Below are 17,517 nucleotides of genomic sequence, written 5' to 3' on the forward strand. Positions count from 1 at the left end.
GCCACGGCGCGCTCCCGACCCTGTTGTCCCGCCCCACCGACCCGGTCCCACCTCCCCCTCCCCGGCCCGAGCCCGGCTGGATCCGGCTGGGTGCCCTCTACACCTGCCTCGGCGCCGCCCTGGTCGTCTCGGTGGTCCTCTCGCTCGGGTTCGGGTCGGAGTCGTTGCAGCCGGCCGGTGTCGTCGAGGTCCTCCGTGAGCGTCTCCTGCACGCACGCCCAGGGCCGGACGACGTCTACGACACGATCGTGTGGGACCTGCGGGCGCCACGGGTGCTGCTGGCCGCCGTCGTCGGCGCCGGCCTCGCGGTCGCGGGGGCGGCGATGCAGACCCTGGTCCGCAACCCGCTCGCCGACCCCTACCTGCTCGGCGTCTCGGCCGGTGCCGGCGTGGGCGCCACCGCCGTGATCGCCTTCGGCGTCCTCGGGTCGCTGGGCGCGTGGGCGCTGTCCGCCGGAGCGCTGGTGGGCGCGCTGACGGCCGCGGTGCTGGTCTTCGGCATCTCGATCGCGCAGGGCGGGCTCACGCCGCTGCGGCTGGTGCTGACCGGCGTCGTCATGTCGTCGGCGTTCTCCTCGATCTCCAGCTTCCTGGTCTTCGTCGGCAACGAGCCGCGGGCCACCGAGTCGGTGCTGTTCTGGCTGTTGGGCTCGCTGGCCGGTGCGACCTGGGCGCAGCTGTTGCCCCCGGTCGTCGCCGTCGTCCTGGCCACCGCCGCGGCGCTCGCCCTGCACGGCTGGCTCGATGCGCTCACCACGGGTGACGACACGGCCGCGGCCGTCGGCGTGCCCGTGCGCGCCGTGCGCGTCGGGCTGTTCGTGCTCACCTCGGTGCTCGTCGGCATCCTCGTCGCGGTCTCGGGCGGCATCGGCTTCGTCGGGCTGGTGGTGCCCCACCTCGCACGCCTCGTCGTCGGGGCCGGCCACCGCGTGATGGTGCCGGTGGCCGCTCTCGCCGGAGCGGTGTTCCTCGTGTGGGTCGACGTCGTCGCCCGCACCGTCGTCAGCCCTCAGGAGATCCCGCTCAGCGTCGTCACCGGCCTGGTCGGGGCCCCGGTGTTCCTGCTCCTGCTCGGACGACGCCGCTACCGCTTCGGCGGTGAGGCGTGAGCGCCGCCCTCGCCGTGCGCGGGCTTTCGTGCGCCGTCGGCGGACGCACCGTGCTCGTCGACGTCGACCTCGAGGTCGCCCGCGGCGAGATGGTCGCCCTCGTGGGCGTCAACGGCTCCGGCAAGTCGACCCTGCTGCGCACCGTCGCCGGGCTGCTCACCCCGGTGCACGGCTCGGTGGCCGTCGGGGCGGACGACGTGCACACCCTCGGCGCCCGGGCGCGGGCCCGGCTCATGGCGTTCGTGGCCCAGGAGGAGCACCCGCCGGCCGACATGCGGGTGGTCGAGTACGTCGCCCTCGGGCGCCTGCCCTACCGGACACCGTGGGCCCGCGGGCACGACGACCGGGGCGCCGCGCTGCGCGCCCTCGCCTGGGTCGGGCTCGACGACGCCGCCGACCGGGCGTGCGCCGACCTGTCCGGCGGCGAGCGTCGGCGCGTCAGCCTGGCCCGCGGGCTCGCGCAGGACTGCGACCTCGTCGTGCTCGACGAGCCGACCAACCACCTCGACGTGCGCCACCAGCTCGACCTGCTGGCGTTGCTGCGCGCCAGCGGCCGCACCGTGGTCACCGCCATCCACGACCTGGCCCTCGCGGCCGCCCACTTCGACCGCGTCGTCGTGCTGCACGACGGCGTCGTCCACGCCAGCGGGACGCCGTCCGCCGCCCTGGCGCCCGACGTGATCGACCACGTCTTCGGCGTCCCCGCCGCCTACCTGATCGACGAGCACCACCGGACCCGACACCTCACCCTCGGCACCGGACGCCCGGTCGCCACGAAGGAGCACCGATGACCACCCGCTCGACCCTCGCCGTCCTCGCACTACCCCTGGCCGCCCTCGCCCTGGCCGCGTGCGGCGAGACCGTGCCCCGCAGCACCGACGACGGGGCCGCTGCCGAGACCGTCACCGTCGAGAACTGCGGCGCCGACCTGGTCGCCCCGTCACCGGCGTCCCGGCTCTACGTCTACGACGGCGGGATGATCGCGATGACCCTCGCGCTCGGCGCGCAGGACCAGGTGGCCGGCATCGCCGGCATCGGCGACGACGTGGCCGTGCTCGGCCAGGCCTACGGGGCCGACGTGGTCTCCGGGTTGCCGGTCGCCGCCGACGAGCGCCCGACGCTGGAGAACGTCATCGCCCAGCGGCCCGACGTCGTGGTCGCCGGCTGGAACTACGGCTGGGACGAGGACTCCAACCTGACGCCGGCGGGCCTCGCCGACCGCGACATCGTCGGCTACACGCTCACCGAGTCGTGCCGTCAGGACGACGGCGAGGCGCGCGGCGTCGTGGGGCCGTGGGAGGCCCTGCGCACCGACCTGACCAACCTGGGCGCGATCACCGGGCGCGACGACCGGGCCGCCGACCTCGTCGCCGACCTCGACGCGCGGCTCGCCCGGCTCGAGGCCGCGCCGCGCGCCAGCGAGCCGCCCACGGTCTTCCTCATGGACAGCGGCACGACGGCCCCGTTCTCCAGCGGGTCGTTCGGCGGCCCGCAGGGCATCATCGAGGCCGCCGGGGCTCGCAACGCCACCGAGGACGTCGCCGACACCTGGACCACCGTGTCGTGGGAGCGCGTGGTGGCCTCGCAGCCCGACTACGTCGCCTTCGTCGACTACCCCGGCCAGGCCTTCGAGGACAAGGTGCGGGTGCTGCGCAGCCATCCCGGCACCCGCGACCTGCCCGCCGTCCGCGAGGGCCGGTTCCTCAACCTGCCGTACGCGGCGTGGGTGAGCAGCCCGCTCAACATCGACGCCGCCGAGCAGCTGCGCGCCGCGCTCGAGGACGCCGGCCTCGTGCCCCCGACCGACATCGAGCCCCCGTTCGACCTGCAGCCCTGAGCCGCCCGCGACGGGTCACCCGTTGGGGGCGCCCGGTGCGGATACCGGTGCCCATGACCGCTCGCATCCCCGCCGACCACCTCCCGCCCGGCGCCGTCTCCCGCGCCGGCCCCTGGGCCGTCGGCAACCGCGACGGCGAGCACTTCGCCGTCTCGCGGCGCTGTCGCCACCAGCTGGCCGACCTGTCCGAGGGGCGCATCGACGAGCACGGGTGCCTGGTCTGCCCGTGGCACCAGAGCGCGTACGACGTCGAGACCGGCGCCATGGTCCGCGGACCGCGCGGGTTCCTCGGCTACCACGGGCGCGTCCCGGGCTACGAGCAGCTCGTGCTGGCCCTCGGCCGGGTGGCGCGGCTCCGGGTCCGCCGCACGCGACGCGACGGCTCCGACGTCGTCGTCGAGGACCGGCGGGCCTGACGTGCGCATCGTGGTGACCGGCGCCACCGGCAACGTGGGCACGGCGGTGGTGCGCCGGCTGGCCGGCGAGCACGAGCTGGTGGGCGTCGTCCGCCGACCCCCGGCCGAGCCGAGCGGGCCGTCGGCCTCGGTGCAGTGGGTGGAGGCCGACCTGGCCGACGACCGGTCCGTCGCGCGCCTCGAGGCCGCGTTCTCCGGCGCCGACGCGGTGGTGCACCTGGTCTGGGGCTTCCAGCCGTCGCACCGCCCGGAGCTGCTGGAGGCGATCGGCGTCGGGGGTACGAGCCGCGTGCTGCGGGCGGTCGTCGCCGCGGGAGTGCCGCACCTCGTGCACATGTCGTCGGTCGGCGCCTACTCCCCCCGGCGCGACCGTCGTCCGGTGCAGGAGGACTTCCCCACCGACGGGATCCCCGGCTCGCCCTACAGCCGCCACAAGGCAGCGGCGGAGCGGATGCTCGACCGCTTCGAGGTCGAACGACCGGAGACGGCCGTCACCCGGCTCCGGCCCGGGATCATCGGACAGCGCGCCGCCGGCAGCGCGCTGCTGCGCTACGGCCTGCCCGCCGTCGTGCCGGCCGGCGCCGTGAGGCTGCTGCCGGTGCTGCCGATCGACCGGTCGACGACCATCCCCATGGTGCACGCCGACGACGTCGCCACCGCCGTCGAGCGGGTGCTGCAGGTCGTGCCGGGCGGTGCGTTCAACCTCGTCGCCGACCCGCACCTCACCGTCGAGCACCTCGCGGAGGTGCTCGGCGCCCGGCACGTGCACGTGCCGATGGCCGCGGTGCGCGCCGCGGTCTCGGCCTCCTGGCACGCCCGGGTGCAGCCGCTCGACCCCGGCTGGATCGACCTGGCCGCCGCCGTGCCCCTCATCGACCGTGGACGAGCCGAGCGCGAGCTCGGCTGGACCCCGGCCGTCGACGCCGTCAGCACCCTGCGCGAGGTCGTCGACGGCATGGCCGACCGCGCCTCACGTCCGACCCCGGCCCTGCGTCCGCGGACCGCAGTCGACCTCGCCCGCCGCCTGGTGCGGTCGGGACCGGTCAGCCGCCGTCGCGAGCCCTGACGACCCGGGGCGACCGCGTCCGTGCCCGCCCCGCCGAACGGGTGGACCGCGCCGGCCGGGGGCGGGGCCACCCTGTGGTCATGGACGACGACAGCACCGACACCGCCCGGCGCACCGACGGTCGCAAGGGCCTCAAGCTCTCCCCGAAACAGGTCGTCGGGCTGGTGGTCCTGCTGCTGGTCGCGATCTTCTGCGCCCAGAACACCGGCCGGACCGAGATCCGGTTCTTCGGCGGCGAGGTCGACTCGCCGCTGTGGGTCTGGCTGCTCGCGGTGCTGGCGGTCGGCGTCGTGGTCGGCTTCGTGCTGCCCTTCGGGCGCAGGAAGGACTGAAGGCTCAGACGAGGGACCGGTCGGGCCGGACGCACGAGGAGCCGCTCCCCGGATGGTGCCGGGGAACGGCTCGTGGTCGTGCTTCGGTCGGGCTGACAGGATTTGAACCTGCGACCCCTTGACCCCCAGTCAAGTGCGCTACCAAGCTGCGCTACAGCCCGAAGCCCTGCCAGGTGGTGCATCAGCAGGGCGTGTGAACCCTACCGCAGGGGCGTCCGGACCTCCCATTCGGTATCGAGGAGATGGTGGTCGAGGCGTCACCGGAAGTCCCGTGACGACGCCCGCGCCTGCAGCACGTCGCCGGCACCGGGGACGACGACGTCGATGCCCTCGACCCGGTCGGCGACCAGGTTGGTGACGCCCTCGTTGCGCTCGAGGGTGCCGCGGACGACGACGGCGACCCGGTTGCGCGCCGCGCGGCGGTGGACCTTCATGACGCCGACCGAGCAGACGACGTTGAGCATGCCGGTCTCGTCCTCGAGGTTGAGGAACGTGACCCCCATGGCCGTGCCCGGGCGCTGTCGGTGGGTGACGAGCCCGCCGACCAGCACGCGGCGTCCGGACTCGGTGGTCTGCAGGTCGGCGACCGAGCGGACCCCGGCGCGGCGGAGGTCGTCGCGCAGGTGCTCGACGGGGTGGCGCTCGGGCGAGACGCCGGTGGCCCAGAGGTCGGCGAGGGTGAGCTCGGGGCTGCTCATGCCGGGCAGCATCGGGGCGTCGGGGGCCGGGGTGGAGCCGGGCAGGTGGTCGCCGCTCTCGGCGAACCCCGCGACCCACAGCGCCTGGCGGCGCTCGAGGCCCCAGGAGTCGAAGGCTCCGGCGGTGGCGAGCGCCTCCAGCTGTGCCGAGGTGAGCCCGGCCCGCCGGGAGAGGTCGGTGACCCCGGTGAACGGCGACTCGTCGCGCGCGGCGACGATGCGGCGGGCGACGTCGAGGCCGATGCCGCGCACGGAGTCGAGCCCGAGCCGGCAGGCGAGCGCCTCGTCGCGGCGATGGGTGAGGGTCGGGTCGGACGAGGCGGGGTCCCACTCGACGCGCTCGAACCGCGGCCGGCAGCACTGCTCGAGGCCGGACGCCGTCACCGTCGACCCGTCGGTGAGCGGCTCGAGCCCGGCCTGCGCGCCCGACCGGACGACGTCGGGTCGCCGGATCTCGACGCCGTGCCGGCGCGCGTCGCCGACCAGCGACTGCGGGGAGTAGAACCCCATCGGCTGGTTGCGCAGCAGTCCGGCGAGGAAGGCCGCCGGGTAGTGCAGCTTGAACCACGACGAGGCGTAGACGAGCAGGGCGAACGAGAGCGCGTGCGACTCGGCGAAGCCGAAGTTGGCGAACGAGAGGATCTTCACGTAGATCGAGTCGGCGAGGTCGCCGGTGATGCCGCGGCGCTCCATGCCGGCGTAGAGCTTGGCCTTGATCGACTCGATGCGCTCGACACCGCGCTTGGAGCCCATCGCCCGGCGCAGCAGGTCGGCGTCGTCGCGGCTGCAGTCGCCCAGTGCCACGGCCATGGCCATCAGCTGCTCCTGGAACAGCGGGACGCCCTTGGTGCGCTCGAGCACCGGCACGAGGTCGGGGTGGTCGTAGGCGACCTCCTCCTGACCGGTCGCCCGTCGGACGTAGGGGTGCACGGCGCCGCCCTGGATGGGCCCGGGCCGGATGAGGGCGATCTCGATGGCGAGGTCGTAGAACTCCCGCGGCCTCAGCCGCGGCAGGGTGCCGATCTGCGCGCGGCTCTCGACCTGGAAGACGCCGATCGAGTCGGCGCGGCACAGCATGTCGTAGACCGCCGGCTCCTCCTTCGGCACGGTGGCCAGCGTCCAGGTCTCGCCGAGGTGCTCGTCGACCAGGCGGATCATGTGGTCGAGCGCGCCGAGCATGCCGAGGCCGAGCAGGTCGAACTTGACCAGCCCCATCGACTCGCAGGCGTCCTTGTCCCACTGCAGCACCGTGCGCTTGTCCATGCGGGCGCGCTCGATGGGGCACACCTCGCCGATGGGCTGCTCGGTGAGCACCATGCCGCCGGAGTGGATGCCGAGGTGGCGTGGTGCGCCCAGCATCTGCTCGGCCAGCGCGACCACCGGAGCCGGCACCGTGTGGGCGTCGGGGTCGCCGGCGTCGCCCGCGACGACCGAGTGCCAGCTGTCGATCTGCTTCGACCAGGCGTCTTGCTGGCCCTGCGAGTGCCCCAGCGCCTTGGCGGCGTCGCGCACCGCCATGCGCGGGCGGTAGCCGACGACGTTGCTCACCTGGGCGGCGTTGAGCCGGCCGTAGGTGTCGTAGACCCACTGGATGACCTCCTCGCGCCGGTCGGAGTCGAAGTCGACGTCGATGTCGGGCTCCTCGTCGCGGTGGGCGGAGATGAACCGCTCGAAGGGCAACCGGTAGAAGACGGCGTCGACGGCGGTGATGCCGAGGGCGTAGCAGACCGCGCTGCTCGCCGCCGAGCCCCGGCCCTGGCAGAGGATGCCGCGGCCCTGGGCGAAGGCGACGATGTCGTGCACGATGACGAAGTAGCCGGAGAAGTCCTTGCCGGCGATGACCTGCAGCTCGTGCTCGAGGCGCTCGCGGGCCTCCGCCTCGTGCGGCACGCCGGCGTAGCGCTCGGCGAAGCCCCGCTCGGCCAGCACCCGCAGCCACGAGTCGGCCGTGTGGCCCTCGGGGATCTGTCGCTTGGGCAGCGCCGGCGAGGCCTTGTGGAGGTCGAAGGCGAGCTCGTCGGCGAGCGTGACCGTGCGCTCGACGGCGCCGGGGAACGCCGTCATCGCCCGGGCGACCTCGGCGCCCGAGCGCAGGTGCCCGGAGGCCGACAGGTCGAGCCAGCCGTCGAGCTCGGCCAGGCTGCGCCGGGCCCGGACGGCGGCCATCGCCGAGGCCAGCCGGTGCTGGTCGGGTGTGGCGTGGTGCACGTTGCCGGCGGCGACGACGTCGAGGCCGTGGGTGGCGGCCAACCGCGCGAGCGCCTCGTTGGTCTCCCCCGCCCCGGGCCGGGGCGAGAGCTCGACCAGCACGTGCTCGAGGCCGAACACCGAGGTGAGCCGGTCGAGCTCGTCGGCGGCCGCGCGCTCGTCGCCGCGCGCGAGCGCGTGCCGGACGGCGCCCTTGCGGCACCCGGTGAGCACCACCCAGTGGCCGCGCCCCCGCTCGCCCAACGTCTCGAGGTCGTAGACCGGGCGGCCCTTCTCGTCGCCGCGCAGGTGCGCCTGGGTCATCGCGCCCGCGAGCCGGTGGTAGCCCTCGACGCCGCGGGCCAGCACCAGCAGGTGGCTGCCCTCGGGGTCGGGCACGCCGTTCTGCGGACCGGTGAGTCCGAGCGACAGCTCGGCACCGTAGACCGTGAGCAGGTCGTAGGACGCCGCCGCCTCGGCGAGCATCGGCGCCCCGTAGAACCCGTCGTGGTCGGTGATCGCGAGCGCGTGCAGGCCGAGCCGCACGGCCTCCTCGACCAGGTCGGCCGGTGAGCTGGCGCCGTCGAGGAAGCTGAAGTGGCTGTGGCAGTGCAGCTCGGCGTAGGGGACGACGGCGTCGGGGCGCCGGATCTCGCGCCGCTCGGGGCGGCCGTGCTTGCGCCGGGAGACGGGTGCGTCGTCGGCACCCGGGAGCCCGCTGAGCCGCCGCTCGAGCTCCTTCCAGTGCATCTGCGGGTTGTTCCAGCCCATCAGTCGTAGCCCGCCTCGAGCGTCCACCCGGCCGGCGCGCACACCAGCAGCCAGGCGCGACCGTCGGCGCCGACCACCTGGAAGCGGGCGGTGAGCCCGGCGCCCTCGCTCCACCACGACTCGTCGACGGGCCACGGGCCGGCCCACGCGGTGACCGGCTGCCAGGGCAGCACTCCCCCGAGGCGGAACCGCTGCGGCTCGGCGGTGACGACGCCCCGCGCGGTGACGGCGACCGCCCGGCCGCTCTCGTCGACGACCTCGGCCGCGGGGGCCGTGGCGAAGACCCGCACCGGCGCCGGCCCGGGCACCGAGCCCGGCCACGGACGATCGCGCGGGCGCAGGTCGACGGCGCGCTCGCCCCAGGGCACCATCGCCTGCCGGGCCGCCGGGCTGCGACCGCCCTGCAGCACCGGTCGGTGCACGGCGTCGAAGCCGACCATGCCCTGCACCCGGGCGACGCCCCGCTCGACCAGGTCGTCGGAGGCGTTGCCCCACAGGGCCTCGCCGTGCGCGGCGGCGGGCTCGACCACCTCGGGCAGGAAGCGCACCCGCTCGATCGGTGCGCGCACCCGGCCGGCGTCGTGGCGCGAGCGCACGCCGGCGCCGGGCACCCCCGACTGCAGCTGCCAGTGCACGCGGTCGACGAGGTCGCGGGCCGAGAAGTGCCGCGGGTGCAGCCAGGTGCGCGCGGAGCAGACGACGCCGTCGGCCTCGGCCTCGACCCGTACCCCGGTGACCACCAGCTGGTGGCGGGCGAGCCCGGCGAGGAACCGCTCGGCGGTGGTGCGCACGCTGAACGTGACCGCCTCGACCGAGTCGAGGGGCGGTTCGAAGACGACGTCGGCCTCGAGCTCGGGCGGCGGGGTGCGGGCGACGAACAGGGCGGGGTCGGCGCCGCGGGCGCGGCGCCACACCTCGGCGCCGTAGCGACCGAAGCGGTGCTCGACGGCGTCGCCGGGCAGGGCGGCGAGGTCGCCGAGGGTCGAGAGCCCGAGACGCTTGAGCAGGCTGACCAGGTCGCGGCCCTCGGCGCCGTCGGCCTCGAGCACGTGCACGGGCAGCTCGCGCAGGTAGGCGGCCGAGCCTGCAGGGGCCACCACCTCCCAGCCCTGGCTCGACGCCCGACGGGCGGCCTGCTCGGCGGTGAAGAGGTCGTCGGCGATGCCGAGCCGGACGTCCCAGACCCCGACGTCGACCAGGGCCTGGCACAGCGTGGCGGCGGCGTCGGACTCGCTGCCGAACCAGCCCGACGGCGCCCGGACGGCGAGCAGCCCGGGGCGCAGCGCGGCGACGCCGGGGCGCAGCTGCTCGACGGTGGCCAGCACCGGCTCGAAGGCACGGGCGTCGAGGTCGGCGTTGGCCGGCAGCAGCGCCAGCTCGGGACACCTCGCCTGGGCGTCGCGTCGGCGGTGCCCGCGCCGCACCCCCTCGTCGCGGGCCGGGGCGTTGCAGACCTCGACCCGGTTGGCGTGCAGCACCGCGGCCGGGGTGCGCGGCGGCAGCCCGGCCTCGGCGAGCCCGGCCACCACCGACCAGTCGGGGCACCACACGACCAGCACCCTCATCGCAGCACCCTCATCCGAGCGCCTCGCGCGGGTCGGGCAGGGCGACGACCCGGCGGGGCACGGGCAGCAGCCCCGGCCAGGTCAGGTCGGCGCGCGTGGGCGGCCGCGCCCCCCGCTGGACGACGACCCGGGTCCGCCGCTCGCGCAGGCGCCCCGTGCCCCGCTCGGCCCCGCTCCAGCTGGACGACTCGACGCTGACCCGGGCCTCGACCCCCGGCCAGTCGCCCCACACCACGAGCACCGCGGAGCGCGAGCGCAGACGGGAGTCGAGGATGCCCGCCGCCCGGGCGTCGACAGCCGCCGGCGGTCGCAGCACCACCACCCGCAGCACGTCGACGAGGGCGGCGGTGACCTCCAGCCAGTGGGCGCCGGGGTCGGGCACGAGCACCGTGCGCGACAGCTCGAGGCCGAGCTCGGCGGCGGCCTCGGCCCCGAAGTCGGACCACCCGGCGAAGCCCACCCACTCGCCGGCCTGCGAGGCGCCGGCGGCCAGCGCGAGCGCCAGCGACGCCGAGTCGACGCCGTAGGCCGACCCCGCGTGCAACGGCACCAGGTCGGCCAGGCCGGGCAGCGTGGCCACCCGCTCACGGGCCGGACGACGCTCCATCGCGGCCACCCGCTCGCGCAGCTGGTCGACCACGGACCGGGCCGGGTCGAGCGGGGCGAGCGTGGGGCGAGCGGGCACCCTCCATGATCGAACACATGTTCGAACAGGTCAAGCCGGGAACCCGGGCCGCCGCGACGTCGTCCATGGTCGCATGACGCGCGTGCTCGTGGCCCTCCTCGTCCCGCTCCTGCTGCTGCCCGCCTGCCAGCCGCGGCGTGACGATCGCGGCGCCGGTCCCGGCACCACGACCACCGGCGACCCCGGCCGGCTCGCGCTGGCGGTCACCGTCGTCTCCGCGTGGCCGGACCGGCGCGTGCCCGGCGCCCCGGCACCGCCCGTCGTCCGGATCGCCGGCGACGGCGGCTTCCGCGCAAGCGTGGTCGACGAGGAGACCCAGGAGCGGCGGCTGCTCACCGGTCGTCTCGACGCGGCTCGGCTCGACCGGCTGCTCGACGCCGCGGCCGCCCTGCCCACCGGCGACGCCTACGGGCCGCCGGGCCTCGACGGCAGCGTGACCACGGTCACGCTCGGCTCGGCCGGCGGGCTCCCCCGCACCCGCGAGATCGGCGTCTGGGTGCCCGAGGCGCAGGGCTACACCGGCCGGGACGCACGCCACCGCGAGGCCTTCGTCGACCTGCTCGACGAGCTCGACGACGCCGTCCGTGAGGCCGGCACCCCGTGGGAGCCGGAGCGCTACCTGCTCCTCACCGCCCCGATGACGGTCGACGACGACCGGCCACGACCGTCCTGGCCGCTGCCCGACGTCCGGCCGCTGCCCTGCCAGCCGCTCGACGCGGACGACGCCGCCCGGCTCGGCGGCGTGCTCGACGCCGAGCGGCGCGGCCCGCTCGGGCTCGACGTCGACGGCGACGTGCACGGCGTCGTCCTGCTGCCGGTGCTCACCGACGAGACCTGCGCCGACCTCGAGCCCTTCCGCTACCCACTCGAGTAGGTGGAGCTCGGAGCGCTAGCGCTTGCGCTTCTCGCGCACCCGCTGCTGCAGCACGATCGGGGTGCCCGCGAACCCGAACTCCTCGCGCAGGCGCCGCTCGATATAGCGCTCGTAGCCGGCGTCGAGCTTGCCGGAGGTGAACAGCGCGAACACCGGCGGCGCGGTGCTGGCCTGGGTGCCGAAGAGGACCTTCGGCTGCTTGCCGCTGCGCACGGGGTGCGGGTGCTCGGCGACGAGGCGGCCGAGGAAGGCGTTGAGCACGCCGGTGCCGACCCTGGTCTCCCAGCCCTGGAGCGCCTTGTCGAGCGCCGGCACGATCCGGTCGACGTGCCAGCCGGTGCGCGCGGTGATGTTGATCCGCGGCGCCCACTGCACCTGCACGAGGTCGCGCTCGATCTCGCGCTCGAGGTAGTAGCGGCGCTCGTCGTCGACGAGGTCCCACTTGTTGAAGGCGATGACGAGCGCGCGGCCGGCCTCACGGATCGTCTGGATGATCCGCAGGTCCTGCTCGGACAGCGACTCGCCGCCGTCGACGACCAGGATGGCGACCTCGGCGCGGTCGATGGCCGTGGTGGTGCGCAGTGAGGCGTAGTACTCGTGGCCGCTGGCCTCCTTGACCCGCTTGCGGATGCCCGCGGTGTCGATGAAGCGCCACGGGCGCCCGCCGAGCTCGATCAGCTCGTCGACCGGGTCGACGGTGGTACCGGCGACGTTGTCGACGACGACGCGGTCCTCGCCGGCGAGCTGGTTGAGCAGCGAGGACTTGCCGACGTTGGGCTTGCCGACGATCGCGATCCGGCGCGGCCCGCCGACCTCCTTGTCCTGCTCGGGCGGGGCCTCGGGCAGGGCGGCCAGGACGGCGTCGAGCATGTCGCCGGTGCCGCGTCCGTGCAACGCCGAGACCGGCCAGGGCTCACCGAGCCCGAGGTTCCACAGGCCGTAGGCCTCGGCCTCGGTGCGGGCGTCGTCGACCTTGTTGGCGGCGAGGACGACGGGCTTGCCCGACTTGCGCAGGATCTTGACGACCTCCTCGTCGGCGTCGGTGATGCCGACGGTCGCGTCGACGACGAACAGGACGGCGTCGGCGAGCGTCACCGCCACCTCGGCCTGCGCGGCGATGCGGGCCGCGAGGCCGCGGGCGTCGGGGTCCCAGCCGCCGGTGTCGACGAGGGTGAAGCGGCGTCCGGACCAGTCGGCGTCGTAGGGGACGCGGTCGCGCGTGACGCCGGGGACGTCCTCGACGACGGCCTCGCGTCGTCCGATGATGCGGTTGACCAGCGTCGACTTGCCGACGTTGGGCCGCCCGACGACCGCGAGGACCGGGACGGGTCCCTCGTCGGTGTGGTCGTGCTCTCCGTCGTGCTCGGTCATGCTGAAATCTCCGTGACACCCCCACCGGGGTCTGGTTCCTGGTCGTCCTTGGCAGCCGGGATCGGCCCGGGGAGCGAACGCCCGGTCGCCTGGATCGATTCCTCGAGGTCGGTCAGCATCCGCTCGCGGAGCCGACGCGAGACCTCCGCGACATCATCTCGCGTGCGGGGCCAGGGTGTCGCATCGACGGCGAAGGGTCGGCAGAAGACGAGGTCGATCACGGCCCCCTTCCGCGGCAGCGACGACGACGACCCGCCGGGCTCGCGGGTGCCGAACATCATCACCGGGACGACGGGCGCCCCGGTGACCATGGCGAGGTAGGCCGCCCCGCGGTGGAAGACGTCGAGCTCGCCCGCGCCGCGGGTGCCCTCGGGGAAGATGCCCACGGCACCGCCGCGGCGCAGCACGGCGACCGTGGTCCTCACCGCCCGCGGGTCGGTGTGCAGCCGGTCGAGCGGCACCTGGCCCGACCACCGCAGGAAGCGCCCGAGCCGGCCCTCGAACATCTCCAGCTTGGTCAGCGCGTGCACGGGCCGGGGCGCGAAGATCGCCATCAGCGGCCCGTCGATGACGCCGACGTGGTTGGCCGCCACGACGACCGGCCCGGACGCCGGCACGTGCTCGGCGCCGTGCACGCGCACGTCGAAGCGACGCCGGATGAGCCAGCGGCAGGTCGGGCGGCCGCCGTGCAGCAGCCAGGTGGGCGGCAGCGTGACGCCGTCGGTGCGTGGCAGGCCCGTGGGCCCGCTCGCACTCACCTCGCCGGCTCCAGGGACTGCTCGACCAGCGCGACGAGGAGCCCGATGACCTCGTCGAGCGTGTGGTGCGTGGTGTCGAGGTGGACGGCGCCGTCGGCCTGCACGAGCGGCGCCGTGGCGCGCCCGGAGTCGATGCGGTCGCGCTCGCGCAGCACGGCCTCGGTGTCGGCGACGTCGCTGCCGCCCTCCTCGAGGGCGCGGCGCGCGGCCCGGGCGGCGGGGTCGGCGGTCAGGTAGACCTTCACCTCGGCCTGCGGCCAGACGACGGAGCCGATGTCGCGGCCCTCGACGACGATGCCGCCGGCGTGGCCGCCGGTCGGGGCGATGATCTGGCGCTGCAGGTCGAGCAGCCGGGCCCGGACCTCCGGCACCGTGCTGACCGGCGAGACGGCCCGGTTGACGTCGTCGGTGCGGATCGGCGCGCTCACGTCGACGCCGTCGACGGCGATGGTCGGACCCGTCGGGTCGGTGCCGGAGGCCAGCACCGGCTCGTCGACCCGGGCGGCGACGGCGGCTGCGTCGTGCACGTCGACGCCCTGCTCGAGCATCCACCAGGTCATGGCGCGGAACATCGCACCGGTGTCGAGGTAGCGCAGGCCGAGCCGCTCGGCCACGCCGCGGCAGGTGCTGGACTTGCCCGATCCGGAGGTCCCGTCGACCGCCACCACGATGCTGCCCAGTTCGTCCGCCACGGGGCTGCATGTTACCGGTCGGGCACCGACCGGACACGCGTGAGGTCGCTGCGCAGCGCGGCGGCGCCGTGCAGGTAGCAGTGCGTGATGTCGGAGCGCGCCAGGTCGGTCTCGACGTGGGCCATCATCCGCACCACCCGAGGCATCGAGCCCGCGATCTCGAGCTCGCGCGCGCAGAGCAGCGGCACGTCGCCGAATCCGAGCTGCCGCGCGGCGTAGGCCGGGAACTCGCTGTGCAGGTCGCCGGTGGCGGTGAAGACCACCGAGATGAAGTCGTCGACGTCGAGACCGTTCGACGTCATCACGTCGAGCACCATCTCGGTCACCCGCTCGAGCATCTGGTCCCGCTCGTCGACCTCCAGCTGGGTCGCCCCTCGCACCGCGCGCACTGCCATGACCGAAGGCTATCGAGAGGCGCGCGGCCACGCCGGTCGAGGTGCGAGCGCAGCGAGCCTCGACCCCGGACGCCGGTCGAGACCCTCAGCTCGGCTGGTAGCTGCCGAACGACCACGCGTTCCCCTCGGGGTCGCGCACCGAGCCACCGCGCCCCCCGTACCCCTGGTCGGTCATGGGCCGTTCGACCGTGGCGCCGGCGGCGACGGCGCGCTCGAACATCGCGTCCGGGTCCGGCGCCACGAGGTAGGCCGACGACGTGCCCGGGCGGGCGACCACGCCGTCAGGCCCGCCGTCCCGCACCGAGCCGAGCATGATGCCGCCGCCGTCCCACACCCACTCGGCGTGGACGACGACCGTCGGGTCGGCCTCGTCGCGGTAGGTCGCGTGCTCGCGGAAGCCGATCGCGGTCAGCCATGCCGTCATGGTGTCGACGTCGCGCACGGTGAAGGTCTGCCAGTGCCGGATGCTCGAGGTGTCCATACCGTCACGGTGCCGCACCGGAGGCACCGTCGTCTTGGATCGAGGGGAGCTCTCGACGCTGCCATGTCGTGGGGCTGCAGCCGGCCAGCGCGCGCCACTCACGGGTCAGGTGCGACTGGTCGGCGTAGCCGCACCGGACGGCGACCTCGGCGAGCGGCACGCGACGCCGCACGAGCGCGTGGCTGCGCTCGAAGCGACCCAGGCGCCGGTGCTGCTGCGGCGTGAGCCCCGTCTCGGCGACGACGAGGTCGCGCAGGTGCCGGCGGCTGAAGCCGACCTCGTCGGCGACGTCGGCGACACCGGCACCGCCGGTGAGCCGCGCGAGGGCGCGCCCGACCTCGGCGCGTGGCCCGGGCGCGTCGTGCCGGGCGAGGGCGGCCACGAGCGTCGTCTCGACGAGCGGCCCCCAGTCCCGCCGGGGCGCCTCGGCCAACCGGTCGGGCAGGTCGCGCAGCCCGGCGTCGACCTCGGCGGCCTCGACCATCTCCCCCGCCACCCCCGACGCCGGGACGCCGAGCAGCGCCCGCGCGCCCGCGACGCTCAGCTCGAGGTAGACACCGCGCTGGCGGCGTCCGTGGTGGATCGCCGCCGGTGCGGCGTGCAGCCCGCTGACGTTGGCCTGGTAGCGCCGGCGCGAGGCGGCGTCGTCGGCCCACCCGACGTCGATCGGTTCCCCGACCGGGAGCACGAGGGTCAGCCGGGTCGAGGGCATCCCGACGTGCACGCCCGGCTCGCCGACGGCGTCGTACGACACCAGCGTGGCGACGTACGGCGCGAGCACGCTCATCCGGTCAGCGTGCCCGACGTCGCCCGTGCCTTCAACAGGACCGGGCCGCGACACGTAGGACCTCCTGAGGCCTCGACCAGCGAGGCCCCACCACCGGAGGTAACACGCATGCGGAGAACCCTCAGCCGTCCGATCGCACTCGGCGCCCTGGTCGCTGCCGGAGCCATGATCGCCTCGGCCGGGCCCGCGTCAGCCGAGACCGAGGTCGACGCGCCCGACACGTTCACCAGCGCCTTCACCGTGATGGCCACGCCCGACGCGGTCATCGACCCCGACGGCAACCCCGTCGACGGCGCGCCCGGCGCCACCGGCACGTTCGACTTCATGGTCAACTCCGAGCTCGACATCATCTGCTACGACATCACCACCACCGGTGTCGAGCCGCCCTACGAGAGCATGGCCAAGACGGCCACCCACATCCACGAGGCGTCGGCCGGTCAGGCCGGTCCGCCGCGGATCGCCTTCCCGAACCCCGAGGGCAGCGGCGACACCCGCACCAGCTCGGGCTGCCTGAAGGGCCCGTTCACCACCGGCATCGAGGACGACGCGGGCAACGACACCGGCGAGGGGTTCACCCTGTCGCAGCTCGAGGCCGACCCGGCCGCCTTCGCCGCCGACACCCACACCTCGCAGTTCGTCGCCGGCGCGGTCCGCGGCCAGCTGCGCTCGATGCCCGTCGGTGGCGTCGACACCGGGCAGGGCGGCCTCGCCCCGGACGCCGGTGGCTCCGCCGACGACTCGATGCTGCTCATGGGTCTCGGCCTCGGCGGGGTGCTGGTCGCCGCGGGCGGCCTGGCCGCACGCCGGCGCGCCCGCGCCTGAAGCACCCGGAACCACGTGGCGAGCCTCATCGCACGCGCCCGGCCGGCCGCCCGGACGACGGGCGCGCTCGTCGTCCTGGTCGCCGTGCTCGGCGCGTGCGGTGGCGCCCCCGACCCGGCGCCCCGCACGGCGTCGGAGGCGCCCCCCACGTCGGCCGCTCCCCCGGTGGTGCCGCCGCCCACGTCGACGCCGAGCCGCCCGGCGCCCGCGACCCCGGCGGTACCGGGCGAGCCCGTCCGGGTCGCCATCGCGGCCCTCGGGCTCGACGAGTCGCTCGTCGATCTCGGGCTCGACGACGGCGGCACGCTCGAGGTGCCCGACGACCCGGCCCGCGTCGGGTGGTTCACCGGTGGCGGGCGGCCCGGCGGCCCCGGACCGACGGTCGTCGTCGGCCATCTCGACTCGACCGAGGGGCCGGCTGTCTTCGCCCGTCTGCCCGAGCTCGGACCGGGCGACGAGGTCGTGATGACCTCGCGCGACGGCGTCCGCAGCCGTTACGTCGTCACGCAGGCGCGCGACGTCCCGCAGGACCCGTTCCCGACCACCGAGGTCTTCGGGGCCACGCCCGACGACGTCCTCGTCCTCATCACCTGCACCGGTCCCTACGACCGGGCGGCCGGGCGGTACACCGAGAACCGGGTCGTCACCGCCCGAGCCGCCTGAGCGCGCGG

The 17,517-nt window shown here is 75.1% G+C and carries 18 protein-coding genes and 1 tRNA gene; 9 read left to right on the top strand and 10 right to left on the bottom strand.

Going from position 1 to position 17,517, the window contains the following annotated elements:
- Positions 1–86: 86 nt before the first annotated feature.
- The 6 genes from ABFT23_RS10810 (at position 87) to ABFT23_RS10835 (ending at position 4,760) form a co-directional block, all read left to right on the top strand.
- Positions 87–1,109, top strand: coding sequence for a FecCD family ABC transporter permease (locus tag ABFT23_RS10810; RefSeq protein ID WP_347895085.1), 1,023 nt, complete (start codon positions 87–89; stop codon positions 1,107–1,109).
- Complete coding sequence (locus ABFT23_RS10815) at positions 1,106–1,900, top strand: ABC transporter ATP-binding protein (RefSeq protein WP_347895016.1); 795 nt, start codon at positions 1,106–1,108, stop codon at positions 1,898–1,900. The genes ABFT23_RS10810 and ABFT23_RS10815 overlap by 4 nt, the downstream gene beginning before the upstream one ends.
- On the top strand, positions 1,897–2,946 hold the full coding sequence (locus ABFT23_RS10820) for an ABC transporter substrate-binding protein (protein ID WP_347895018.1): 1,050 nt from the start codon (positions 1,897–1,899) through the stop codon (positions 2,944–2,946). The genes ABFT23_RS10815 and ABFT23_RS10820 overlap by 4 nt, the downstream gene beginning before the upstream one ends.
- A gap of 53 nt (positions 2,947–2,999) precedes the next feature.
- The gene (locus ABFT23_RS10825) at positions 3,000–3,362 is read left to right on the top strand and encodes a Rieske (2Fe-2S) protein (RefSeq protein WP_347895020.1); all 363 of its coding nucleotides are present in this window, start codon (positions 3,000–3,002) and stop codon (positions 3,360–3,362) included.
- Position 3,363: 1 nt separating this feature from the next.
- Positions 3,364–4,428 (top strand): NAD-dependent epimerase/dehydratase family protein, encoded by a 1,065-nt coding sequence (locus ABFT23_RS10830; RefSeq protein WP_347895022.1) that lies wholly within the window; start codon positions 3,364–3,366, stop codon positions 4,426–4,428.
- 80 nt (positions 4,429–4,508) lie between these two features.
- Positions 4,509–4,760, top strand: a complete 252-nt coding sequence (locus ABFT23_RS10835; protein ID WP_347895024.1) for a lipopolysaccharide assembly protein LapA domain-containing protein — start codon at positions 4,509–4,511, stop codon at positions 4,758–4,760.
- Positions 4,761–4,847: 87 nt separating this feature from the next.
- Here the strand turns inward: ABFT23_RS10835 and ABFT23_RS10840 are convergent.
- The 4 genes from ABFT23_RS10840 to ABFT23_RS10855 form a co-directional block, all read right to left on the bottom strand.
- Positions 4,848–4,921: transfer RNA gene (locus tag ABFT23_RS10840), tRNA-Pro, on the bottom strand.
- 96 nt (positions 4,922–5,017) lie between these two features.
- On the bottom strand, positions 5,018–8,416 hold the full coding sequence (locus tag ABFT23_RS10845; RefSeq protein WP_347895025.1) for an error-prone DNA polymerase: 3,399 nt from the start codon (positions 8,414–8,416) through the stop codon (positions 5,018–5,020).
- Entirely contained in the window at positions 8,416–9,981 is a 1,566-nt protein-coding gene (locus ABFT23_RS10850) for a DNA polymerase Y family protein (RefSeq protein WP_347895027.1), read from the bottom strand. The genes ABFT23_RS10845 and ABFT23_RS10850 overlap by 1 nt, the downstream gene beginning before the upstream one ends.
- A gap of 10 nt (positions 9,982–9,991) precedes the next feature.
- Positions 9,992–10,666 (bottom strand): hypothetical protein, encoded by a 675-nt coding sequence (locus tag ABFT23_RS10855; RefSeq protein WP_347895029.1) that lies wholly within the window; start codon positions 10,664–10,666, stop codon positions 9,992–9,994.
- A gap of 73 nt (positions 10,667–10,739) precedes the next feature.
- Here ABFT23_RS10855 and ABFT23_RS10860 point away from each other — a divergent pair, with 73 nt between their 5' ends.
- Positions 10,740–11,540, top strand: coding sequence for a hypothetical protein (locus ABFT23_RS10860; protein WP_347895031.1), 801 nt, complete (start codon positions 10,740–10,742; stop codon positions 11,538–11,540).
- Between the two features lie 15 nt (positions 11,541–11,555).
- On the opposite strand, the gene der is transcribed toward ABFT23_RS10860, so the two are convergent.
- From der to ABFT23_RS10890, 6 genes are all read right to left on the bottom strand, one after another.
- Positions 11,556–12,911, bottom strand: coding sequence for a ribosome biogenesis GTPase Der (der, locus tag ABFT23_RS10865; protein WP_347895033.1), 1,356 nt, complete (start codon positions 12,909–12,911; stop codon positions 11,556–11,558).
- Positions 12,908–13,669, bottom strand: coding sequence for a lysophospholipid acyltransferase family protein (locus ABFT23_RS10870; protein ID WP_347895034.1), 762 nt, complete (start codon positions 13,667–13,669; stop codon positions 12,908–12,910). Before ABFT23_RS10870 ends, der begins: the two co-directional genes overlap by 4 nt.
- Positions 13,666–14,361, bottom strand: coding sequence for a (d)CMP kinase (cmk, locus tag ABFT23_RS10875; RefSeq protein ID WP_347895036.1), 696 nt, complete (start codon positions 14,359–14,361; stop codon positions 13,666–13,668). The genes ABFT23_RS10870 and cmk overlap by 4 nt, the downstream gene beginning before the upstream one ends.
- A gap of 11 nt (positions 14,362–14,372) precedes the next feature.
- Positions 14,373–14,756, bottom strand: a complete 384-nt coding sequence (gene aroH / locus ABFT23_RS10880) for a chorismate mutase (RefSeq protein ID WP_347895037.1) — start codon at positions 14,754–14,756, stop codon at positions 14,373–14,375.
- A gap of 85 nt (positions 14,757–14,841) precedes the next feature.
- A complete protein-coding gene (locus ABFT23_RS10885; RefSeq protein ID WP_347895038.1) occupies positions 14,842–15,237 on the bottom strand; it encodes a VOC family protein in 396 nt (131 codons plus the stop codon).
- A gap of 4 nt (positions 15,238–15,241) precedes the next feature.
- Positions 15,242–16,024, bottom strand: coding sequence for a helix-turn-helix domain-containing protein (locus tag ABFT23_RS10890; protein WP_347895040.1), 783 nt, complete (start codon positions 16,022–16,024; stop codon positions 15,242–15,244).
- 108 nt (positions 16,025–16,132) lie between these two features.
- Between ABFT23_RS10890 and ABFT23_RS10895 the strand changes: the two genes are divergently transcribed.
- Both ABFT23_RS10895 and ABFT23_RS10900 read left to right on the top strand, forming a co-directional pair.
- The gene (locus ABFT23_RS10895) at positions 16,133–16,846 is read left to right on the top strand and encodes a CHRD domain-containing protein (protein ID WP_347895042.1); all 714 of its coding nucleotides are present in this window, start codon (positions 16,133–16,135) and stop codon (positions 16,844–16,846) included.
- 15 nt (positions 16,847–16,861) lie between these two features.
- Positions 16,862–17,509 (top strand): class F sortase, encoded by a 648-nt coding sequence (locus ABFT23_RS10900; RefSeq protein ID WP_347895043.1) that lies wholly within the window; start codon positions 16,862–16,864, stop codon positions 17,507–17,509.
- The last annotated feature ends 8 nt before the right edge of the window (positions 17,510–17,517 follow it).

The organism is Nocardioides secundeburneus (genome assembly GCF_039939255.1).
Taxonomy (GTDB): Bacteria; Actinomycetota; Actinomycetes; order Propionibacteriales; family Nocardioidaceae; genus Nocardioides.